Source organism: Lysinibacillus fusiformis, assembly GCF_002845985.1.
Taxonomy (GTDB): Bacteria; Bacillota; Bacilli; order Bacillales_A; family Planococcaceae; genus Lysinibacillus; species Lysinibacillus fusiformis_D.
Genome location: NZ_PDFK01000005.1, coordinates 14,939 through 34,615 on the forward strand (window position 1 = coordinate 14,939; position 19,677 = coordinate 34,615).

General features: G+C 37.2%; 21 protein-coding genes and 1 pseudogene. 18 read left to right on the forward strand and 4 right to left on the reverse strand.

Features of this window, described 5'->3' with window-relative positions; translation table 11 throughout:
* The first annotated feature begins 2 nt into the window (after positions 1-2).
* The 6 genes from mnmG (at position 3) to CRI88_RS16115 (ending at position 6,422) form a co-directional block, all read left to right on the forward strand.
* On the forward strand, positions 3-1,895 hold the full coding sequence (gene mnmG / locus CRI88_RS16090; protein ID WP_036119546.1) for a tRNA uridine-5-carboxymethylaminomethyl(34) synthesis enzyme MnmG: 1,893 nt from the start codon (positions 3-5) through the stop codon (positions 1,893-1,895).
* A gap of 111 nt (positions 1,896-2,006) precedes the next feature.
* Positions 2,007-2,723 carry a 16S rRNA (guanine(527)-N(7))-methyltransferase RsmG gene (gene rsmG, locus CRI88_RS16095; RefSeq protein WP_036119543.1) on the forward strand — a complete coding sequence of 239 codons (717 nt, stop codon included), beginning with the start codon at positions 2,007-2,009 and terminating at the stop codon, positions 2,721-2,723.
* Between the two features lie 179 nt (positions 2,724-2,902).
* The gene (gene noc / locus CRI88_RS16100) at positions 2,903-3,805 is read left to right on the forward strand and encodes a nucleoid occlusion protein (protein WP_036119540.1); all 903 of its coding nucleotides are present in this window, start codon (positions 2,903-2,905) and stop codon (positions 3,803-3,805) included.
* Between the two features lie 220 nt (positions 3,806-4,025).
* A complete protein-coding gene (locus tag CRI88_RS16105) occupies positions 4,026-4,787 on the forward strand; it encodes a ParA family protein (protein WP_036119537.1) in 762 nt (253 codons plus the stop codon).
* Entirely contained in the window at positions 4,780-5,628 is an 849-nt protein-coding gene (locus CRI88_RS16110) for a ParB/RepB/Spo0J family partition protein (RefSeq protein ID WP_036119535.1), read from the forward strand. The genes CRI88_RS16105 and CRI88_RS16110 overlap by 8 nt, the downstream gene beginning before the upstream one ends.
* Positions 5,629-5,705: 77 nt before the next feature.
* Positions 5,706-6,422, forward strand: coding sequence for a DUF554 domain-containing protein (locus tag CRI88_RS16115; RefSeq protein ID WP_036119532.1), 717 nt, complete (start codon positions 5,706-5,708; stop codon positions 6,420-6,422).
* Here CRI88_RS16115 and yyaC read toward each other — a convergent pair.
* The gene (yyaC, locus tag CRI88_RS16120; protein WP_036119529.1) at positions 6,339-6,971 is read right to left on the reverse strand and encodes a spore protease YyaC; all 633 of its coding nucleotides are present in this window, start codon (positions 6,969-6,971) and stop codon (positions 6,339-6,341) included. The genes CRI88_RS16115 and yyaC overlap by 84 nt on opposite strands.
* 91 nt (positions 6,972-7,062) lie before the next feature.
* On the opposite strand from yyaC, the gene CRI88_RS16125 reads away from it, so the two are divergent.
* The 4 genes from CRI88_RS16125 (at position 7,063) to CRI88_RS16140 (ending at position 10,460) form a co-directional block, all read left to right on the forward strand.
* On the forward strand, positions 7,063-7,935 hold the full coding sequence (locus tag CRI88_RS16125) for a mechanosensitive ion channel family protein (RefSeq protein WP_101966851.1): 873 nt from the start codon (positions 7,063-7,065) through the stop codon (positions 7,933-7,935).
* The gene (locus CRI88_RS16130; protein ID WP_101966852.1) at positions 7,935-8,135 is read left to right on the forward strand and encodes a DUF951 domain-containing protein; all 201 of its coding nucleotides are present in this window, start codon (positions 7,935-7,937) and stop codon (positions 8,133-8,135) included. Before CRI88_RS16125 ends, CRI88_RS16130 begins: the two co-directional genes overlap by 1 nt.
* Positions 8,136-8,234: 99 nt before the next feature.
* Entirely contained in the window at positions 8,235-9,335 is a 1,101-nt protein-coding gene (ychF, locus tag CRI88_RS16135) for a redox-regulated ATPase YchF (RefSeq protein ID WP_101966853.1), read from the forward strand.
* 84 nt (positions 9,336-9,419) lie between these two features.
* Complete coding sequence (locus tag CRI88_RS16140) at positions 9,420-10,460, forward strand: acyl-CoA dehydrogenase family protein (RefSeq protein WP_036119516.1); 1,041 nt, start codon at positions 9,420-9,422, stop codon at positions 10,458-10,460.
* A gap of 55 nt (positions 10,461-10,515) precedes the next feature.
* Here CRI88_RS16140 and CRI88_RS16145 read toward each other — a convergent pair whose 3' ends face one another.
* A complete protein-coding gene (locus CRI88_RS16145) occupies positions 10,516-11,091 on the reverse strand; it encodes a DUF3267 domain-containing protein (RefSeq protein ID WP_036119514.1) in 576 nt (191 codons plus the stop codon).
* Positions 11,092-11,257: 166 nt separating this feature from the next.
* Between CRI88_RS16145 and rpsF the strand changes: the two genes are divergently transcribed.
* Genes rpsF through rpsR form a run of 3 tightly spaced genes read left to right on the forward strand, consistent with a single transcriptional unit; the run spans position 11,258 to position 12,437 of the window.
* Positions 11,258-11,545 carry a 30S ribosomal protein S6 gene (gene rpsF, locus CRI88_RS16150; protein ID WP_036119511.1) on the forward strand — a complete coding sequence of 96 codons (288 nt, stop codon included), beginning with the start codon at positions 11,258-11,260 and terminating at the stop codon, positions 11,543-11,545.
* A 43-nt stretch (positions 11,546-11,588) separates the two neighbouring features.
* Positions 11,589-12,161 (forward strand): single-stranded DNA-binding protein, encoded by a 573-nt coding sequence (gene ssb, locus CRI88_RS16155; RefSeq protein ID WP_058844074.1) that lies wholly within the window; start codon positions 11,589-11,591, stop codon positions 12,159-12,161.
* 39 nt (positions 12,162-12,200) lie between these two features.
* Positions 12,201-12,437, forward strand: a complete 237-nt coding sequence (gene rpsR, locus CRI88_RS16160; RefSeq protein WP_004233359.1) for a 30S ribosomal protein S18 — start codon at positions 12,201-12,203, stop codon at positions 12,435-12,437.
* 611 nt (positions 12,438-13,048) lie between these two features.
* On the opposite strand, the gene CRI88_RS16165 is transcribed toward rpsR, so the two are convergent.
* Both CRI88_RS16165 and CRI88_RS16170 read right to left on the reverse strand, forming a co-directional pair.
* Complete coding sequence (locus tag CRI88_RS16165) at positions 13,049-13,246, reverse strand: hypothetical protein (protein WP_036119346.1); 198 nt, start codon at positions 13,244-13,246, stop codon at positions 13,049-13,051.
* Positions 13,247-13,255: 9 nt separating this feature from the next.
* The gene (locus CRI88_RS16170; protein ID WP_058844075.1) at positions 13,256-13,954 is read right to left on the reverse strand and encodes a hypothetical protein; all 699 of its coding nucleotides are present in this window, start codon (positions 13,952-13,954) and stop codon (positions 13,256-13,258) included.
* Positions 13,955-14,322: 368 nt separating this feature from the next.
* Between CRI88_RS16170 and CRI88_RS22980 the strand changes: the two are divergent.
* The 5 genes and pseudogenes from CRI88_RS22980 to dnaB form a co-directional block, all read left to right on the forward strand.
* Positions 14,323-14,427: pseudogene (locus CRI88_RS22980) on the forward strand (30S ribosomal protein S18); the annotation flags it as partial.
* Between the two features lie 419 nt (positions 14,428-14,846).
* The gene (locus tag CRI88_RS16180) at positions 14,847-15,788 is read left to right on the forward strand and encodes a YybS family protein (protein WP_058844076.1); all 942 of its coding nucleotides are present in this window, start codon (positions 14,847-14,849) and stop codon (positions 15,786-15,788) included.
* Positions 15,789-15,801: 13 nt separating this feature from the next.
* On the forward strand, positions 15,802-17,772 hold the full coding sequence (locus CRI88_RS16185) for a DHH family phosphoesterase (protein WP_036119352.1): 1,971 nt from the start codon (positions 15,802-15,804) through the stop codon (positions 17,770-17,772).
* On the forward strand, positions 17,772-18,218 hold the full coding sequence (gene rplI / locus CRI88_RS16190) for a 50S ribosomal protein L9 (protein ID WP_036119355.1): 447 nt from the start codon (positions 17,772-17,774) through the stop codon (positions 18,216-18,218). The genes CRI88_RS16185 and rplI overlap by 1 nt, the downstream gene beginning before the upstream one ends.
* Before the next feature lie 13 nt (positions 18,219-18,231).
* Entirely contained in the window at positions 18,232-19,593 is a 1,362-nt protein-coding gene (gene dnaB / locus CRI88_RS16195; RefSeq protein ID WP_036119357.1) for a replicative DNA helicase, read from the forward strand.
* The last annotated feature ends 84 nt before the right edge of the window (positions 19,594-19,677 follow it).

Sequence of the window (19,677 nt, forward strand, 5' to 3'; positions counted from 1 at the left end):
GCATGCCAACAAAATATGAGGCAGGCACGTTTGATGTTATTGTAATTGGCGCAGGTCATGCAGGTTCAGAAGCTGCACACGCTGCGGCTAAAATGGGCGCTAGCACATTAATGCTAACAATCAATTTAGATATGATTGCATTTATGCCATGTAATCCATCTATTGGTGGCCCTGCCAAAGGAATCGTCGTACGTGAAATTGACGCTTTAGGTGGCGTCATGGGGAAAGTTATCGATAAAACACATATACAAATGAGAATGTTAAATACAGGGAAAGGTCCAGCAGTACGTGCATTGCGCGCACAAGCGGATAAAGTTTTGTACCAACAAGAGATGAAACGTGTGTTGGAGGAAACTGAAAACTTAACAATCCATCAAGGAATGGTTGAAGAGCTGATTATTGAAGATGGGGAAGTTAAAGGAGTCATTACACAAATTGGTGCCGTTTATCGTGCTAAAACAGTCGTTGTGACAACAGGTACTTTCTTACGCGGTGAAATCATTATTGGTGATATGAAGTATTCAAGCGGTCCTAATAACCAACAACCTTCGATTCGCTTAGCCGATAATTTAAAAGAGCTTGGCTTTGACCTAGTTCGTTTCAAAACAGGTACTCCACCACGTGTAAATAATCGTACAATTGATTATGACAAAACAGAGATTCAACCAGGGGATGACGTTCCACGTGCATTTAGTTTTGAAACAACTGAGTTCATTATGGACCAGCTACCTTGCTGGTTAACCTATACAAGCCCTGAAACGCATGAAATTATTGAAGCAAATTTACATCTTTCACCGATGTATTCAGGAATGATTAAAGGGACAGGGCCACGTTATTGCCCGTCTATTGAGGATAAAGTTGTGCGTTTTAATGATAAGCCTCGACACCAAATTTTCTTAGAGCCAGAAGGCCGTAATACGCGTGAGGTGTATGTTCAAGGTTTGTCAACAAGCTTACCAGAACATGTCCAAACACGTTTACTAAAATCTATTCCTGGCTTAGAAAATGCGGAAATGATGCGCGCTGGTTATGCCATTGAATACGATTCAATTGTGCCAACCCAATTATGGCCGACATTAGAAACAAAACGCATTAAAGGCTTATATACAGCTGGTCAAATTAACGGTACATCTGGTTATGAAGAAGCAGCCGCACAAGGCTTAATGGCGGGAATGAATGCTGCTGCTAATGTACTTGGTAAAGAGGAGTTAATTTTAAGTCGCTCTGATGCCTATATTGGCGTTTTGATCGATGACTTAGTGACAAAAGGGACAAATGAGCCATATCGTTTATTAACATCCCGTGCAGAGTATCGTCTATTGTTACGTCACGATAATGCCGATTTACGTTTAATAGAGCTGGCTTACAAAATGGGCATGATTCCACAAGAAAGATATACAAAGTTCATTGAGAAAAAGGAACTGATTGAAACTGAAATTGCACGTCTTCGTGAAATCATTATTAAGCCAAATGAAGCAACCCAATCTGTTATTCGTTCTGTTGGCGGTAGTGAATTAAAGGATGGTATTCGTGGCGCAGATTTATTAAAACGTACTGAAATGCATTATGAGTTAATCGCATCTTTAATTCCTGCAGAAATAGAGTTTACGGATGAAGTAAAAGAACAAATTGAAATTCAGCTTAAATATGAAGGCTATATCGAAAAAGCATTACAACAGGTAGAGAAGCTACACAAAATGGAAAACAAAAAAATTCCTGAGAATATTGATTACGATGCGATTTCAGGTTTAGCAACAGAAGCACGTCAAAAGTTAAAACAAGTTATACCACTTTCTATTGCACAAGCTTCTCGTATTTCGGGTGTTAACCCAGCTGATATTTCCATTCTGCTTGTTTATATTGAACAAGGTAAAATCGCGAAAGTAAGCAGCTAATCAACAACGTAAAGTGAATAAGGGGCGGGCATACCATTGTGCCCGCTTCCTATTTTTAAGGTTATACTGCTGAGTGAAGTAGTATAGTAAGATCGATAAAGGAGACTTTACATGAACGAACAACAATTTATTGAGGCTCTGAAAGAGAAAGGCATCGAACTTTCGGATAAGCAGATCGCTCAATTTAAAAAATATTTTGAATTACTTGTCGAGTGGAATGAAAAAATGAATTTAACCGCTATTACAGATTTAGAAGGCGTTTATTTAAAGCATTTCTTCGATTCGATCAGTGCCTCATTTTATTTTGATTTTTCAAAAGTAATTACTGTTTGTGATGTTGGAGCAGGTGCTGGTTTCCCTAGTATCCCTATTAAAATCTGTTTCCCGCATTTACATGTCACAATTGTCGACTCCTTAAATAAACGAATTACATTTTTAAATCATTTAAGTGATGAGCTACAATTAGAGAATATGCATTTTGTACATGCACGAGCAGAAGAGTTTGGTCAAAATACAAAATATCGTGAACAATTTGATGTGGTAACAGCACGCGCTGTAGCTCGTTTATCAGTGTTATCTGAGCTATGCGTACCTTTAGCAAAGCAAGATGGTTATTTTGTTGCTTTAAAGGCTGCAGCAGGAGCAGAGGAATTAAAGGATGCTAAAAAAGCTTTAATAACATTAGGTGTTAAACTGAGAGAAGAATTTTCTTTCAAGCTACCTGTTGAAGAAAGTGACCGCACTTTATATATATTTGATAAAATAAAAGGAACACCGAAAAAATACCCGCGTAAGCCAGGTGTACCAAATAAAACACCAATTCAATAATTAGTGTTTCATGTGAAACTTCTCAAAGTAGAAAATATTTTTTCTATTTTGAGCATACATACTAGTTATGGATGGTTCACGCAAAAGACATCTATGAACTATATACATTTGATGAAATATAATAAATAATAATAGAATGACACTTAGCAAGATAGTTACTTAAAGGTGGTGCCACTTGGATGAAAAGTCCTTTTTCACGTTTTTTTGGAGGCGGGAGTAAAACGGAGCCTATTGTGAAAAATGAAGTAGAACAAGCAGAGGCGGTTCATGCAGCGGAAGAAGTCATAAAGTTGCCTATTGATCAAATTGTACCTAACCGTTTTCAGCCACGTACTATTTTTGATGATGAAAAAATTGAAGAATTATCAAGAACCATTCATACACATGGTGTGATTCAGCCAATTGTTGTACGTAAAACATCAGAAAATCAATATGAAATCATTGCCGGTGAGCGCCGTTACCGAGCGATGAAAAAGCTACAATGGACAGAGGTCCCTGCTATTGTACGTAATTTAACTGATAAGGAAACAGCTTCTATTGCGCTAATAGAGAACTTACAGCGTGAGGAGTTAACCGCAATTGAAGAAGCGGTAGCCTATCAAAAATTATTAGAGCTTCATGAGCTAACACAAGAAGCTCTGGCCCAAAGACTTGGAAAAGGACAATCCACTGTAGCCAATAAATTGCGTTTATTAAGGCTGCCGGATGAAGTGCAGCAAGCCATTTTGAAGCGTAAAATATCTGAACGACACGCACGTGCATTAATTGCTATTAAGGATCAACCATTACAATTAGAAATTTTACAGCTATCGATTGATAATGAATGGAATGTTCGTCAGTTAGAGGAGCAAATTCAAGCCATATTAAACCCAGTCACAGACGAGCCGGAAGAAACAGTACCAAAGAAAGCAAAACCAAAACGTAAGGCTATAAGTAAAGATGTGCGCATTGCTTTAAATACCATTAAACAATCACTAACAATGGTAACGAAAAGTGGTATTACAGTAAAAACAGAAGAAGAAGATACAGAGGAATACTATCAAATTACAGTGAAGATACCTAAAAAGAAAAAGGTGCAATAAATTATTTTAAAAAAGTAATATATTGTTCTGTCCAATACTGAACAGAGGAGATATCTCAGAAAAATAAATGAGATATCTCCTTTTTTGTATATATTCTTAATATTTTATACAACTCTCTTCAATTTTTTTGATAGAATGAAAGTTAGATAGCGTATTAAATAGTGATTTTACAAATGATTTGTCAAAGTTAAGTTTGATAGATGAAAGCAGGTGCTTTTAAATGGGTAGAATTATAGCAATCGCCAATCAAAAGGGTGGCGTAGGTAAAACAACAACTTCGGTCAATTTGAGCGCTTGCCTAGCATATTTAGGTAAGAAAGTGCTATTAATTGATACCGATCCTCAGGGGAATACAACAAGTGGACTTGGTATTAATAAAGGAGAAATACAAGCTTGTATTTATGATGTGCTCATTGATGATGAAGATGTTGAAAATGTCATTCAAAAAACAAACGTAGAGAATTTATCAATCGTGCCAGCAACCATCTCACTTGCAGGTGCAGAAATTGAATTGGTTTCGACTATTTCAAGAGAAGTGCGTTTAAAACATGCACTGCAAAATGTGAAAGAAGATTTCGATTATATAATTATTGACTGTCCTCCATCTTTAGGGCTTTTAACTATTAATGCTTTAACAGCTTCAGATGCGCTCATTATCCCTGTACAATGCGAATATTATGCGTTGGAAGGGCTAAGTCAATTGCTCTCAACTGTTCGCCTTGTTCAAAAGCATTTAAATCAGCAGCTCTATATTGATGGCGTTCTATTAACAATGCTAGATGCACGTACAAACTTAGGCTTGCAAGTTATTGATGAAGTAAAAAAATATTTCCAAGATAAAGTATACAAGACGATCATTCCTCGTAATGTGCGATTAAGTGAGGCACCAAGTCATGGTCAACCAATCATCACTTATGACGCAAAATCGAGAGGTGCAGAAGTTTATTTGGAGATGGCGAGGGAAGTGATTAAAAATGGCTAAAGGTTTAGGAAAGGGTATTGGTGCACTATTTCCAGGAGAGTCTTTAGAGCAAAGTGGTCAAGTGGAAGAAATTCAATTAGATTTAATTGTGGCGAACCCCTTTCAACCTCGTAAAATTTTTGATGAAGAAAGTTTACAAGAGTTAGCAGATTCGATTAAAGAACATGGTATTTTGCAGCCAATTGCTGTGCGCAAAAAAGGGCGCAAATTTGAAATTGTTGCAGGGGAACGTCGTTATAGAGCCTGTCTGTTAGCTGAATTAGAGGTTATTCCTGTCATCATAAAAGAGCTATCAGATGCACAAATGATGGAGTTAGCTATTTTAGAAAATCTTCAACGTGAGGATTTAACCGTTATTGAAGAAGCGGAAGCCTATCAGAGTCTAATGGAAAACTTACATTTAACTCAAGAAGAATTATCGAAACGGTTAGGGAAAAGTAGACCACATATCGCTAATCATGTTCGGTTGCTTGCTTTACCAGAAGATGTACGTAAATTTATGAATGATGGTACCTTATCGATGGGGCAGGGACGAGCATTACTTGGCCTGAAAAATAAAAGAAGAATCTCAGAAGTGGCTAATAAGGTCATTAATTTAGGGTTGAATGTACGTCAAGTTGAAATGCTAGTACAAAACTTAAATGAAGAAGTTTCACGTGAAACAATTCCACCAAAGAAGAAAGATATATTTGTATCAGCCAAGGAATCCCAATTACGAGACTACTTTGGAACAAATGTTCAAATCAAAAAAACAAATAATAAGGGGAAAATTGAAATTGAATTTTATTCTGAAGATGATTTAGAACGTATTTTAGAAATACTAAATTTACAGGAAGAATAAAATACATTTCTATAACTTAATCAGAGCGCCAAGCAAACAGGCGCTCTCTATTTTTTAGAGAGAAGGAAGGCTTAAGTGTGGTATTACTAGGGGCATTGATTAATGCTGTGCTAATAGTAGCAGGTGCATTAGTAGGGCGCATTTTTAAAAATATTCCTGAATCTATGAAATCTACTGTACTATCTATTATTGGCTTAGCAGTCACATTATTAGGGATAAAAATGGGCTTTGAAAGTGATAATTTTATTATATTAGTAGTAAGTTTAGTAGTAGGTACTGTAATAGGTGAGTGGTTAGATTTAGATAGACAAATGAATCGTCTAGGGAAATGGGTAGAGAGTTTATTTCGTACAAAACGAAATGACCAAAATCAAATTAGCATAGCAGAGGGCTTTGTCACTGCCTCCTTAATTTTTGTTGTTGGGTCAATGGCTGTAATCGGTGCACTCGATAGTGGTCTTCGTAATGATCATAATGTATTAATTACAAAAGGATTAATAGATGGGTTTACATCCATTATTCTAGCATCCACTTTAGGCATTGGTGTATTGCTATCCGCTGTACCTGTTTTTGTTTATCAGGGATTAATCGCACTTTTTGCAGGCGTTATCAGTTCCTTTATACCTGATGCTGCACTACAAATGTACATTACAGAAATGACAGCTGTAGGCGGTGTTATGATTATGGCAATAGGGTTAAATATTGCTGGCTTAGCTAAGATCAAAGCTGCTAACTTGCTGCCAGGTATCGTCATTGTTGGTATTATGGTGGCTATCTTCTACACTTTTCAATGAATAGCGATGGGAAGCCAATAATAAAGCTCTTGAAAGTTTTTCAGCCATAGCATAAGAAATATGAAGTCTTGTATTTTGTAAAACGAGCATTTCCATAAAGCCTCCAATATTGACGATTCCTTTAACGGAAATGTCTCCGATTGGGGGTAATTCTTTTTTTACAGCCTTGCCAGGGAAGATGGGGCCGCTTTGCACTGAAATATGACCAACATTTTGCTCACTGCCTAGACAGGCATCAATCGCAATAATGAAAGGTTTTGTAGTATGATTGTGTAGCTGTTGCATTGTAGAATCAAGATTTAGAGCATGTAAAGGATCTTCTAAAGAACCTACAATTTCATAGGGAAAGCTGACAGATTTTTTTAAAAAGCTACCTGTTAATGGCCCAAGTGTATCGCCCGTACAACGGTCACTGCCAATACAACAAAAAATTAGTCGTTCATGATGAAACGGTATATGTTCTAAAAATAATGTACTTAATTGCCAAACGGCATTTTTACTCTCGTGATGAAGGGAATAAGGTAGTAACAAATTTGGTATAGTATTCATAAAAAAACTCACTTTCTTTTTATTTTTAGAAGTGCTCAATTTTTATGCAGTATACGCAAATTTTTAGCAAGTTATTCAAGAGGTGGTAATTATGGAAGAGAATAAAAAATTAATGGAGAGATACTGGGATAAGCTCACATCTGAGGACCTTTGGGAATCGGTTATTAATGCATCTTTAGAGATATTGCTCATTTTATTAGCATCATGGATTGCAGTAAGATTAGGTAAAAAATTTATTAAAAAAGTGTTTTTAATACGAATGCGTTCCCCATTAAACCACTCAGAGCGACGCCAACGAACAATTGCAAGATTATTACAAAGTGTGATTTCCTATGTTGTTTATTTCTCTGCAATCATTGGTATTCTTTCTTCCTTAGAAATAAAGGTAGCAGGTTTATTGGCTGGTGCAGGGATTGTTGGTTTAGCAATTGGTTTTGGCGCTCAAAGTTTAGTGAAGGATGTTATTACTGGATTCTTTATTATCTTTGAAGATCAGTTTGGTGTAGGGGATTATATAAAAATTAACGCAGCAGAAGGTACGGTTGTAGAAATTGGTTTACGTACAACGAAAATTAATGGTGCTACAGGTGAGCAATTCATCATTCCAAATGGTGCAATTGGTGAGGTCGTCAATTATTCTGTTAACAACTCCAAAATTTTTATAGATTTACAAATGGCTACTGAGGCTGATTTTGAAAAAGCAGAGGCAGTTATTAATAAGTATTTAGAAACATTACCAAAAATGCATAAGGAGCTAATAGCGACGCCAGTATTTTTAGGTGTGCAAAATGTTAAAGGGACAGAGGTAACGATACGAATAGCTGCTGAAACATTACCGCAGCAGCAATATGGAGTAGCACGTAGTATTCGCCGTGACGTTACCAAACTTTTTGAAGAAAATAATATACCAATGGCCTATCCAAAAATGATGTTCTATGGCAAAGATGAAGGGAGAAGTGAATAATGGAAGCGAAAAAATTTGGTTTAAATGATATTGTTGAAATGAAGAAACAACATCCATGTGGTACTAATAAATGGAAAATCATTCGTATGGGGGCAGACGTACGTATCAAATGCGAAGGATGTCAGCATAGTGTAATGATTCCACGCCGTGACTTTGAGAAAAAAATGAAAAAGGTTTTAATTTCTGCTGATGAGGCGTAACATCAGGCATATTAGACTTTTTATGAGTGAATCAATATAATAGATAAGGTTATATGAGAGAAAAAATTTGAACTGAGTATAGAAAGGTTGTGTCCATTCATGGCATTAACAGCTGGAATCGTTGGTTTACCTAACGTTGGAAAATCAACATTATTTAACGCAATTACAAAAGCGGGCGCATTGGCTGCAAACTATCCATTCGCAACGATTGATCCAAACGTTGGTATCGTTGAAGTACCTGATGCACGTTTAGATAAATTAACAGAATTAGTTGTACCGAAAAAAACTGTACCAACTGCATTTGAGTTCACAGATATCGCAGGAATTGTAAAAGGTGCTTCCAAAGGTGAAGGATTAGGGAATAAATTCCTTGCTCATATTCGTGAAGTAGATGCAATTTGTCAGGTTGTACGTTGTTTTGTAGACGAAAACATTACGCACGTATCTGGTGCAGTAGACCCAATTGATGATATAGAGGTTATTAATCTGGAGCTTGCACTTGCTGACTTAGAATCTGTAGATAAACGTTTACAACGTGTTAGCAAAATGGCAAAACAAAAAGATAAAGAGGCTATGGTGGAAGAGCCAGTTCTTCTAAAAATTAAAGAGCAATTAGAAAACGGTAAACCGGCACGTGCGGCTGAGCTTTCTGATGATGAACTAAAGATAATTAAAGGTCTTCATTTACTAACAATTAAACCAATGCTATATGTAGCAAACGTTTCAGAAGATGAAGTAGCAGATGCTGACAATAATGAGTATGTGAAAAAAGTACGTGAGTATGCTTCAGCAGAAGGTGCTCAAGTTATTACAATTTGTGCAAAAATCGAAGAAGAAATTTCTGAGCTTGATGATGAAGAAAAAGCTATGTTCTTAGAAGAACTTGGAATTAAAGAATCAGGCTTAGATCAGTTAATCCGTACTTCTTATGATTTATTAGGATTAGCTACTTACTTCACTGCAGGCGTACAAGAGGTACGTGCATGGACGTTCCGTAAAGGGATGAAGGCGCCACAATGTGCAGGTATCATCCATACGGATTTTGAACGTGGCTTTATTCGGGCAGAAACAGTTGCTTATGCTGATCTATTAGAGGCAGGTTCTCAAGCAGCAGCGAAGGAAGCTGGTAAAGTACGTCTTGAAGGTAAAGAATATGAAGTACAAGATGGCGATATTATGCTGTTCCGCTTTAATGTATAAAAACTGACAAGGGCAATCGAAAATGGTTGCCCTTTTTCGATTGTATCATTATCAGAATTTTTAACGTATGGAGGCGACTAACGCATGAATGCTTTGCAAATTAAGGAACGTGGTTTAGAGTTTGAGCAACTGGGGATGCTACCACAGGACGTCTTAGATTTTATTTATGAGCAACAATTATTTAAATTGTTCACGTCAAAAGAATTAGGTGGTAAGGATTTAGATTTAGTAGAGGGTGTAAAAGTATTTCAGCAAATGTCTGCACTTGATGGTAATGTCGGCTGGCTAATTACTATTGGTACAGGTGGAAATGCATTTATCCCAACATTCAACCAGGATATTTGTGAGAAAATCTATATGCCTAAAGAAGCAGTCATAGCAGGCAGTGGTTATCCAACGGGAATAGCAGTAAAAACAGATGGAGGCTACTACATAACGGGGCAGTGGAAGTATTGTAGTGGCTCTAACTATGCGTCAACATTTACAATGAACTGCTATATTGAAGAAAATGGTGTCAAAACAGAAAAAATTATTAGCTGCTCAGTGAACCCGCAAGATGTTGAAATTTTGAACGATTGGTGTGCCATGGGCTTGAAGGCAACAGCAAGTCATACAATCCGTGTGAACAATGTTTGGGTACCACAGGAAGCTACTTTTCAATTAGGTACAATCAGAAATAATTATGGCGATTCAGTACATAGCTTTCCATTTACCACTTTTGCGGAAGCTTCCTTTTTAAGTGTTTGTCTTGGGATAACAGAGAATTTTTTAGAAGAAGCAACCGTTTTAATGAAGCAACGAAATCATGATAGAAGCTGGGCTGAGCATATTGGATCCCTTCAGTTTTTATTAATGCAACAGCAGAAACGTTACAAGCAATACGAGGAACAATTCTATACAACATTATCTAAATATTGGGAATTACATCAACGTGGTGATCAATTATCCGAAGAGGACTTATCACAATTTACACAAATGAGTAAGGATATTGCTGCAGCTTGCCTAGAGATAGCGAATAATTTAATACGCAGTCTTGGTATGGATGCTATTACAGAAACATCCACTATTAATCGTATTTGGAGAAATTTATACACAGCGGCCCAGCACGGATTTTTAACGCCTTAAATTAGAATCTGTAGCTAGTCATTTCTACGCTACAGATTCTTTGAATGATGAAGTGTTACTTTAGTGAGCTATCCTTTTCCAGTGGTAGATAGACATAAAGTTTCGGCAATTTGGGATCATCCCGTATCAAAGCATCTCTTGGATATTTTCGTAATTCTTTATACATGGCAAAATCACCTACTGCTCCTGCTATTAAAAAAGCCCCAATCAGGATCAAAACCGTACTATTGAGATAAAACCCAACGATGGTTGGAAGGATGCCGGTTGTCCAGAATGGCAGTAATAGAGCCTTTTTCATAGCATGATTGAAAAGAGGCTGTTCAGTCGTCGCATAGGCAATGCCAAGCTCTAAATTGATGCCGTATTTTAAAGCCTTAAAGGGCACTTTGCCAAAAAACATAAAGCCAATTAAATGAAAAACCTCATGTAGGATAATAAAAATAATATACAACACCACGAACAGTGCTGTGCCACTAACCATGTTCCAAACAGAAAAATGAAAATCTTTAAAGCAAATATATTGAATAGCTGTAAATAATATGACAAGACCACTAGTGATCACAAAATTGTCGATCATTAATTTCTTTAAATCTAATTCGATAACAATAGGCTCTTTATTATTAGTTAGCATGAAGGTGCTCCTTTCAATTATACTGTCATTATATAATGAATTATTAGTTTGTGACTTGAAAGAAATGTATCTATATGTTACAATTCATTGATGTGAGTAATAATTAATTACTTGCTCCTTGCTCCCTTCAATAGGAGAGCCTAAGTCCATAAGGAGGTGTAAACAGATGAGAAAATACGAATTAATGTACATCGTACGTCCGAACATTGAAGACGAAGCGAAGAAAGCTTTAGTTGAACGTTTCAACGAAATCTTAACTTCTAACGGTGCAGAAGTCATCGAATCAAAAGAGTGGGGCAAACGCCGCTTAGCTTATGAAATTAAAGACTTCCGCGAAGGTTACTACCAAATCGTAAAAGTAAACGCTTCTTCAGATGCAATCAACGAATATACACGTCTTGCTAACATCAGCGAAGACATCATTCGCCACATTGCAGTTCGCCAAGAAGCTTAATAATTAATTTTTAACAAAACGCTGAAAAGGAGGTTGCATTCTGATGATAAACCGTGTCGTATTAGTCGGAAGACTAACAAAAGATCCTGAGCTACGTTATACACCAAATGGAATTGCGTCTACAAGATTTACAGTTGCTGTAAACCGTGCATTCTCAAATCAACAAGGTGAACGCGAAGCTGATTTCATTAGCTGTGTTGCATGGCGAAAACAGGCTGAAAACCTAGCGAACTTCATGCGAAAAGGAAGTTTAATTGGGGTAGAGGGCCGTATTCAAACAGGCAGTTATGAAGGACAAGACGGTAAGCGAGTATACACAACAGATGTCGTGGCAGATAGCGTACAGTTTTTAGAACCCCGTAATGGTAGCGGTGCACCTGCTCCTCAATACGGTGGTGGACAAACTTACGGTAATAACCAACCGTCATATGGCGGTGGTCAACCACAACAACAGTTTGGTGGCGGCGCAATGCCAGGACAGGGTTCCTATGGCGGCGATGCTTATCAGCAAAATCAACCACCTATGAATCAGCCGAATTATACACGTGTAGATGAGGACCCATTTGCGAATAGCAAAGGGCCAATAGAAGTATCTGAGGATGATCTTCCATTCTAATGCTTCTAAAATTATAATAAGATAAGGAGGAGACATACTATGGCACCACGTCGCGGAGGCCGCAAACGCCGTAAAGTTTGCTACTTCACTTCAAACAATATTACGCACATCGACTACAAAGATGTAGATTTATTAAAAAAATTCATCTCTGAGCGCGGTAAAATTTTACCACGTCGCGTAACTGGCACAAGTGCAAAGTACCAACGTAAATTAACTTCAGCTATTAAAGTATCTCGTATCATGGGATTACTTCCATTCGTAGCAGAAGACAAATAATATTAAAAAAAGTACAACATTGGTTATTGAACCTTTGTTGTACTTTTTTTATGTACTTAATTTCAAATATATGTAAAAATATTATAGCAATAGCTGCGGATTATTGTAGAGGTCTTAGATTTTATAAATATTTTAGAACAAAAAGGGTTATCATCAAATACTGTAAAAGGTTATTTAGAAGATTTAAAGGTTTTTTATTTATGGCTAAATAGGAGAGTTTGAAATAAAGCCAGCAGATATACCAAACTTCATTGAGTTTATTGATAATCGTCAAGCTAGTAAAAAAGTTTCTCCTGCAACATTAAATCGTTACTTAGCAACAACTAGTTCTTTTTATAGTTAAAACAATAAAAGTGTGAGTTAATCTGAATATGTATCTCGTATAAACTTTCTAAATATATTTTTCCATGAAAAGATATAGCTGGAGGACATATTTACCAAGCAGTTTTATAAACTGAAATTAGAAGGAACAAGTCGGAATTTATTTTCGAACGCTTAGACAAAATAAAACTGTATTCTTTTACCTCTTGTTTAAAATCATCCTCAGTAAAAAAGAGCAGTCAAAGTTGACTACTCCTTAATACCACGGCTTTATTCATTTAATAAATATATTACTCTCTTTTTGCATCTAATCGCCGACGAAATACTAAAGCCGAGACAGCGAAAATAACGAAAGCTAATGTTGAAGCAGCCGTAACCATCTGTAACACAATTCCTATTGGAGATTTGAACAACAAGGCGACCGAGATGATTAAAACGGCACCAGTTAAACCCATTCCTAAAATCGAGATTGCCAAAACCTTATTCATCTAATCACCTCACAGGTAGTTGAAACAAGCTACCGCTCCAGCAATACCCCCTGCACCAATAACAGCATATGCTCCAATACATGCAGCACAGATTGGAGCAGTTACTGGTGTCGGTGCTGCACACGAACCGCCACACGCAACCGCAATAATATAAGCCACCGTACCACCGACACCAAGTACTGCTCCAAGACAACTTGCCACTGCTCCTATACCCATCGGTTGAATCATAGATGGCTCTTCTGCAAGTAATTCTTCATCCGTCATATAAGCAATCCCAGCATCCTGAGATTTAACAAGTGTTCCATTCAAATACGTCGAAATCTGGAAATTTCCTAGCTCATTCTGGGTAACCAGCATTTCATTTGTCTGCAATACATTATGATCCTCATCTAAGAATACCGTTATATTACTAGGAAGGCTATAATCCCCATGCAAAGGAACTGTAACCGCCGTAACTCCACCACCAACAGTGTACACACTCGAACCTTCCAAATCAAATGCAGACACAGGAGCTACATTCTCAACTTTCCCCTTCTCGACTGCACGGAGCGTTGTATTAACCAGTTCCTTAGCAAGTTTGCCGGTAACTACAACAATACTCGGAGCATCCTCAGCTTGCACAGAAACATCTTTAGCTGGAGACAAACCTAAACAAAAAATAGTAAAGATCATTAATACTGGCAAATACATTTTTTTTGCCATCGACATAATAAAACCTCCCATTTTTAGTATTTTGTTACAAATTATTAATTCTACACCAAATCTAAATTTCCTTCTTTTTGGTAATTAATATATTTATCTGCAACAAAAAAGTAGACATTATTTTTTTGAGTTGATAACTCGTGCAATTAACACTTAACAGCCCTTGAGATTGCATCAAATACAGGATAGCTCTGCCTAATTCTGTATCTAACATGATTCTATCCCTCAAGGGCTTTTTGTGTTTAAAATACAAAGAAGAAAGGAGGGATTGGTCTAGAATAATAAAACTCAGATTATACATGTTTTTTTGTTTGATAGTGTTATCAATTGAATACACAAGGATTACATACTGTATGGTAAGAAGGAGACATACTATGGCACCACGTCACGGAGGCCGCAAAGTTTGCTACTGCACTTCAAACAATATTACGCACATCGACTATAAAGATGTGGATTTATTAAAAAAATCCATCTCTGAGTGAGGTAAAATTTTACCACGTCGCGTAACTGGCACTAGCGCTAAGATTAACTTCAGCTATCAAAGTATCTCGTATCATGGATTCGTAGCAGAAAATAAATAAGATTGATGACGTTAAGGTAACGGACCTTACATCAACTTAAAAACCAGCATATTACGATATTCGAATCAGTATATGCTGGTTTTTTGTTATAGGTAAAAGTCATTTTTTCAAGCCTAATATACGTTTTCTCTTCATGGACCGTTGAATTTGCACCAGTAATGTACCAAAGTATTTTATAAGCAAGCGCAATAATACTAAACAAGAATGATAAAATTAATGGCAATGCATATAGTGATCTAAGTGATTTTTGTTCAATACTATGAAAAAATGGTACAATAAAGGGTAGTAAGTTTGACTGAAAAAAAGGAAGGTTTTCAATGCCGAATAATCAAACAAAAGCGCTTGTACAAGGCTCAATGATGGTTGCACTTTTTACAATATTAATGCTGATTTCTGCATATGTACCATTCATCTTTATAGTAGCTTTATTATTCGCTCCTCTACCGATTGCTTGGTATAGTGCAAATTACAAGCGTTCCTCATCAATACTCGTTGCAATAGTAGGCTGTATCCTAACCACTATCACGAGTGGAATAACCATGCTACCGTTTGCCTTTATTTTAGGGCTATTAGGTGTCATTATGGGTAATGCAATTTATCTGAAGAAAAGTAAGCTCTATTTATTTATGTCAACAGGGATTGCTAATCTAATCTCCATGGCAATGGTTTATCTTGCCTATGTAAAACTTGCAGGAATTGACTTCATTAGCATGAGTTTAGAAATGGTTCGTAAAAATTATGAACAATCTAATGAATTTGCAAAAAGTGTAACGGGGCAAGTAGCTTTACAACCAGAACAGCTTGAGGCGATGCTTAAAACAATCGAGCTGACGATGCCTGCAACGATAACAATATCAGCATTTTTTGCTGCATTTATTATCATCACGTTAAATTTACCAGCTTTAAAACGACTAGGAGTAGATGTACCAAAGTTTGCTCCGTTCCAAAATATGAGATTACCACGCTCTATTTTATGGTATTACATGATTGTTTTATGCATTAATCTGTTTATGCGTCCAGAAGCTGGTTCCACGTTAGATATAATTGTATTAAATGTTTCTTATATTTTATGGATTTTACTCATTCTACAAGGGATATCTTTTATCCATTATTTCATTTCTAAAAAGGGCATGCCAACGGGAGTAAAATGGGTAGCTACCTTGTTAGCTATTCCGTTATCATCCTTCATGATTTTACTTGGTATTGTTGATTTAGGTTTTGACGTACGTGCACTTGTAAAGGGGAAAACTAAAGAATAAGGGGCTGATTGTAATGGGGACTTTTAGAAAACGACCAATTCGCTATCCGCTTTTTGTTCTTTCCATATTTGGAATTGTGACGTTCGTGCTTCTATGTATTTGGAATATCGGGATAGGTATCGGTTATGGGGTAGGTTTTATTTTATTAATGGCCTACACATGGAAGGTAGAAAAGATTGCTTTTGAAGAAACTGAAAAGCATATTGAATCCATTTCCTTCCGAATGAAAAAAGTAGGCGAAGAGGCATTGCTTGAAATGCCTATCGGGATATTGCTCGTTAACGAGCAATATGAAATCGAATGGTCGAATCCATATATGCAAGGTATCTTAAATATGGAATCATTAGTGGGAGAAGGTATTGTCGATATATCTGACGACATCTATGTATTAATGAAGACCGAGGAAACAAACGAGGCTACGATTACACTAAGTGATCGGAAATATCGTGTGTATTATAAAAAAGAGGAACGATTACTATACTTCTTTGATATAACAGAACAGATTGCCATTGAAAAGCAATACTATGCAGATCGTACAGTTATTGCTATCTTATTTGTCGACAATTATGATGAAATCACACAAGCTATGGACGACCAACCACGAAGTTTAACAAATACGATGGTTACGTCAATTGTCAATGAATGGGCTGCTGAGCATGGTGTATTTGTCAAACGAATATCATCAGATCGTTTTTTAGCGGTACTAAACGAATCTATTTTAACAGAGCTTGAAAAGAAAAAATTTGCTATTTTAGATACTATTCGAGAAAAAACAGCTCAGAAAAATTTATCATTAACATTAAGTATTGGTGTAGGGGCTGGATCATCATCACTAGTAGAGCTTGGTGAATTGGCACAATCGAGTCTAGATCTTGTATTAGGACGTGGCGGTGACCAAGTGGCGATCAAACAACCTACTGGAAAGCTTAAATTTTACGGTGGGAAAACGAATCCAGTTGAAAAGCGTACACGAGTTAGAGCTCGCGTCATTTCACACGCATTGCGTGATTTAATTCAAGACAGTGACCAAGTGTTTGTTATGGGACATAAAAATCCTGATATGGATTCCATAGGTGCATCTGTCGGTGTACGAAAAATGGCTCAGATGAATGATGTAAAAGGCTATGTCATTATAAACTTTGATGAATTAAATGGTAGTGTGACACGACTCATGAATGAAATTGAGAGTAAATCCGATTTCTATGAAAATTTCCTAACACCTGAGGAAGCTGCTGGGAAAATGACAGAAAAATCATTGCTCGTGATCGTGGACACTCATAAACCGAATTTAGTCATCGATGAACACTTATTGAAGCTAGCTGAAAAGGTTGTCGTAATCGACCACCATCGTCGAAGTGAGGACTTTATAGAAAATCCTACACTTGTTTATATGGAACCATATGCATCATCGACGGCTGAGTTAGTGACAGAGTTACTAGAATATCAGCCGAAGCGTGCAAAGATCAATATGCTAGAGGCTACTGCGTTACTGGCAGGCATTATTGTCGATACCAAAAGCTTTACACTTCGAACAGGAGCACGTACATTTGAAGCGGCTTCTTATTTACGAACGAATGGTGCTGATACAATATTGGTGCAGCGTCTTTTAAAAGAAGATGTGGACACCTATATTGAGCGCTCCAAAATTGTGCAAACCGTGCAATTTGTAAAACCTGGAGTAGCTATTGCTGTAGGAGAGGAATCGAAAGTGTATGACTCTGTTTTAATTGCACAAACAGCAGATATTTTACTAACCATGAAGGATGTTAGTGCATCCTTTGTCATTGCACATCGAGCAGATGGAAAAATTGGTATAAGTGCACGATCTCTAGGGGAGGTCAATGTACAGCTCATCATGGAAAGGCTTGGCGGCGGTGGACATTTAACGAATGCTGCCTGTCAAATAGAGGCTAAATCCATTGATGGTGTGAAAAAACATTTAGAAGAGGCCATAAATGAGGTCTTTGAAGGGAGTTCTGACTAATGAAAGTAGTATTTTTAAAAGACGTTAAAGGAAAAGGAAAAAAAGGTGAAATTAAAAATGTAGCTGATGGCTATGCACAAAATTTCCTGATTAAAAATGGCTATGCTGCTGAAGCAAATGCTCAAGCACTGAGTCAATTAGATGGACAAAAAAAATTAGAAGCTAAAAATGCAGCAGCTGAATTAGCTGAAGCACAAGCATTAAAAGAGAAATTAGAAGCGTTAACAGTTGAGGTAAAAGCAAAATCAGGTGAAGGTGGCCGCTTATTCGGCTCAGTATCAACGAAGCAAATTGCTGATGCATTACAAAAAGTACATGGCATTAAAATTGATAAACGTAAAATGACTTTACCTGATGGCATTCGTGCTCTTGGCTTTACAAATGTTCCTGTAAAATTGCACCATGAAGTATCAGCAACGTTAAAAGTACATGTAACGGAAGAATAAGGAGCGACGATCCATGAGTGAACCGATGATGGACCGCGTTCCACCGCATAACCGGGAGGCGGAGCAATCGGTTATCGGTGCAATATTTCTTGAACCACAGGCGTTAATAACAGCATCAGAAATTTTATTGGTGGATGATTTTTATTTAAATGCCCATAAGAAAATTTTCGAAACGATGCTACGCTTGAGTGATCAAGGAAAAGCGATAGATGTTGTAACAGTTACAGAAGAGTTATCAGCTAAAAAAGAGATTGAAGATGTTGGCGGGCTATCTTATTTACTAGAGCTCGCCAATGCTGTCCCTACAGCTGCTAATGTCGCACATTACGCCAAAATCGTTGAGGAAAAGGCGCTATTACGTCGATTGATTCGTGTAGCTACGAAAATCGTTGAGGACGGCTACACACGTGAGGACGAGGTAGAGGCATTATTAGGCGAAGCAGAGAAGAAAATGATGGAGGTTGCCAATCGAAAGAATGCTGGTGACTTTAAGCATGTTAAAGATGTGCTAGTGGAAACATTCGATAATATTGAGAAACTTCAATCACAAAAGGGAGATGTAACGGGTATACCGACAGGCTTCCGTGATTTAGACAATATTACGGCGGGCTTCCAGCGCAATGATTTAATTATTGTAGCAGCACGTCCTTCTGTAGGGAAAACGGCCTTTGCGTTGAATGTGGCGCAAAGTGTCGCCGTACAAGCGCGTGAGAATGTGGCAATATTTTCTTTAGAGATGGGTGCAGAGCAACTTGTCATGCGTATGCTTTGCGCAGAAGGCAATATTGATGCACAAGTTTTACGTACAGGTGCTTTAACTACGGATGATTGGGGTAAACTAACTATGGCAATGGGTAGTTTATCGAATTCAGGAATTTTTATTGATGATACACCAGGTGTACGAATCAATGAAATTCGTGCGAAATGTCGACGTTTAGCACAGGAAAATGGACTCGGAATGATCTTAATCGATTATTTACAGTTAATTCAAGGTAGTGGCAAACCGGGAGAAAACCGTCAGCAAGAAGTATCGGAGATTTCACGTTCCTTAAAGGGACTAGCCCGTGAATTAAAGGTTCCTGTTATTGCACTATCACAGCTATCTCGTGGGGTTGAGCAGCGACAGGATAAACGACCAATGATGAGTGACTTACGTGAATCGGGAAGTATTGAGCAAGATGCTGATATTGTTGCCTTTTTATATCGTGATGACTATTACGATAAAGAATCTGAGAGTAAAAATATGATCGAAATTATTATTGCAAAACAGCGTAATGGTCCAACAGGAACCGTTACACTGGCCTTTAAAAAGGAATTCAATAAGTTCATTAATGTGGATTGGTCTCAAATGCCACCACCACCGCCACGTGATTAGTCGTTATTCAGATAAGTTGCCTCTTAAGTAATGCAATATTACCCATAGATTAAATTAATCTGAATGTTCGATAATATTCATATC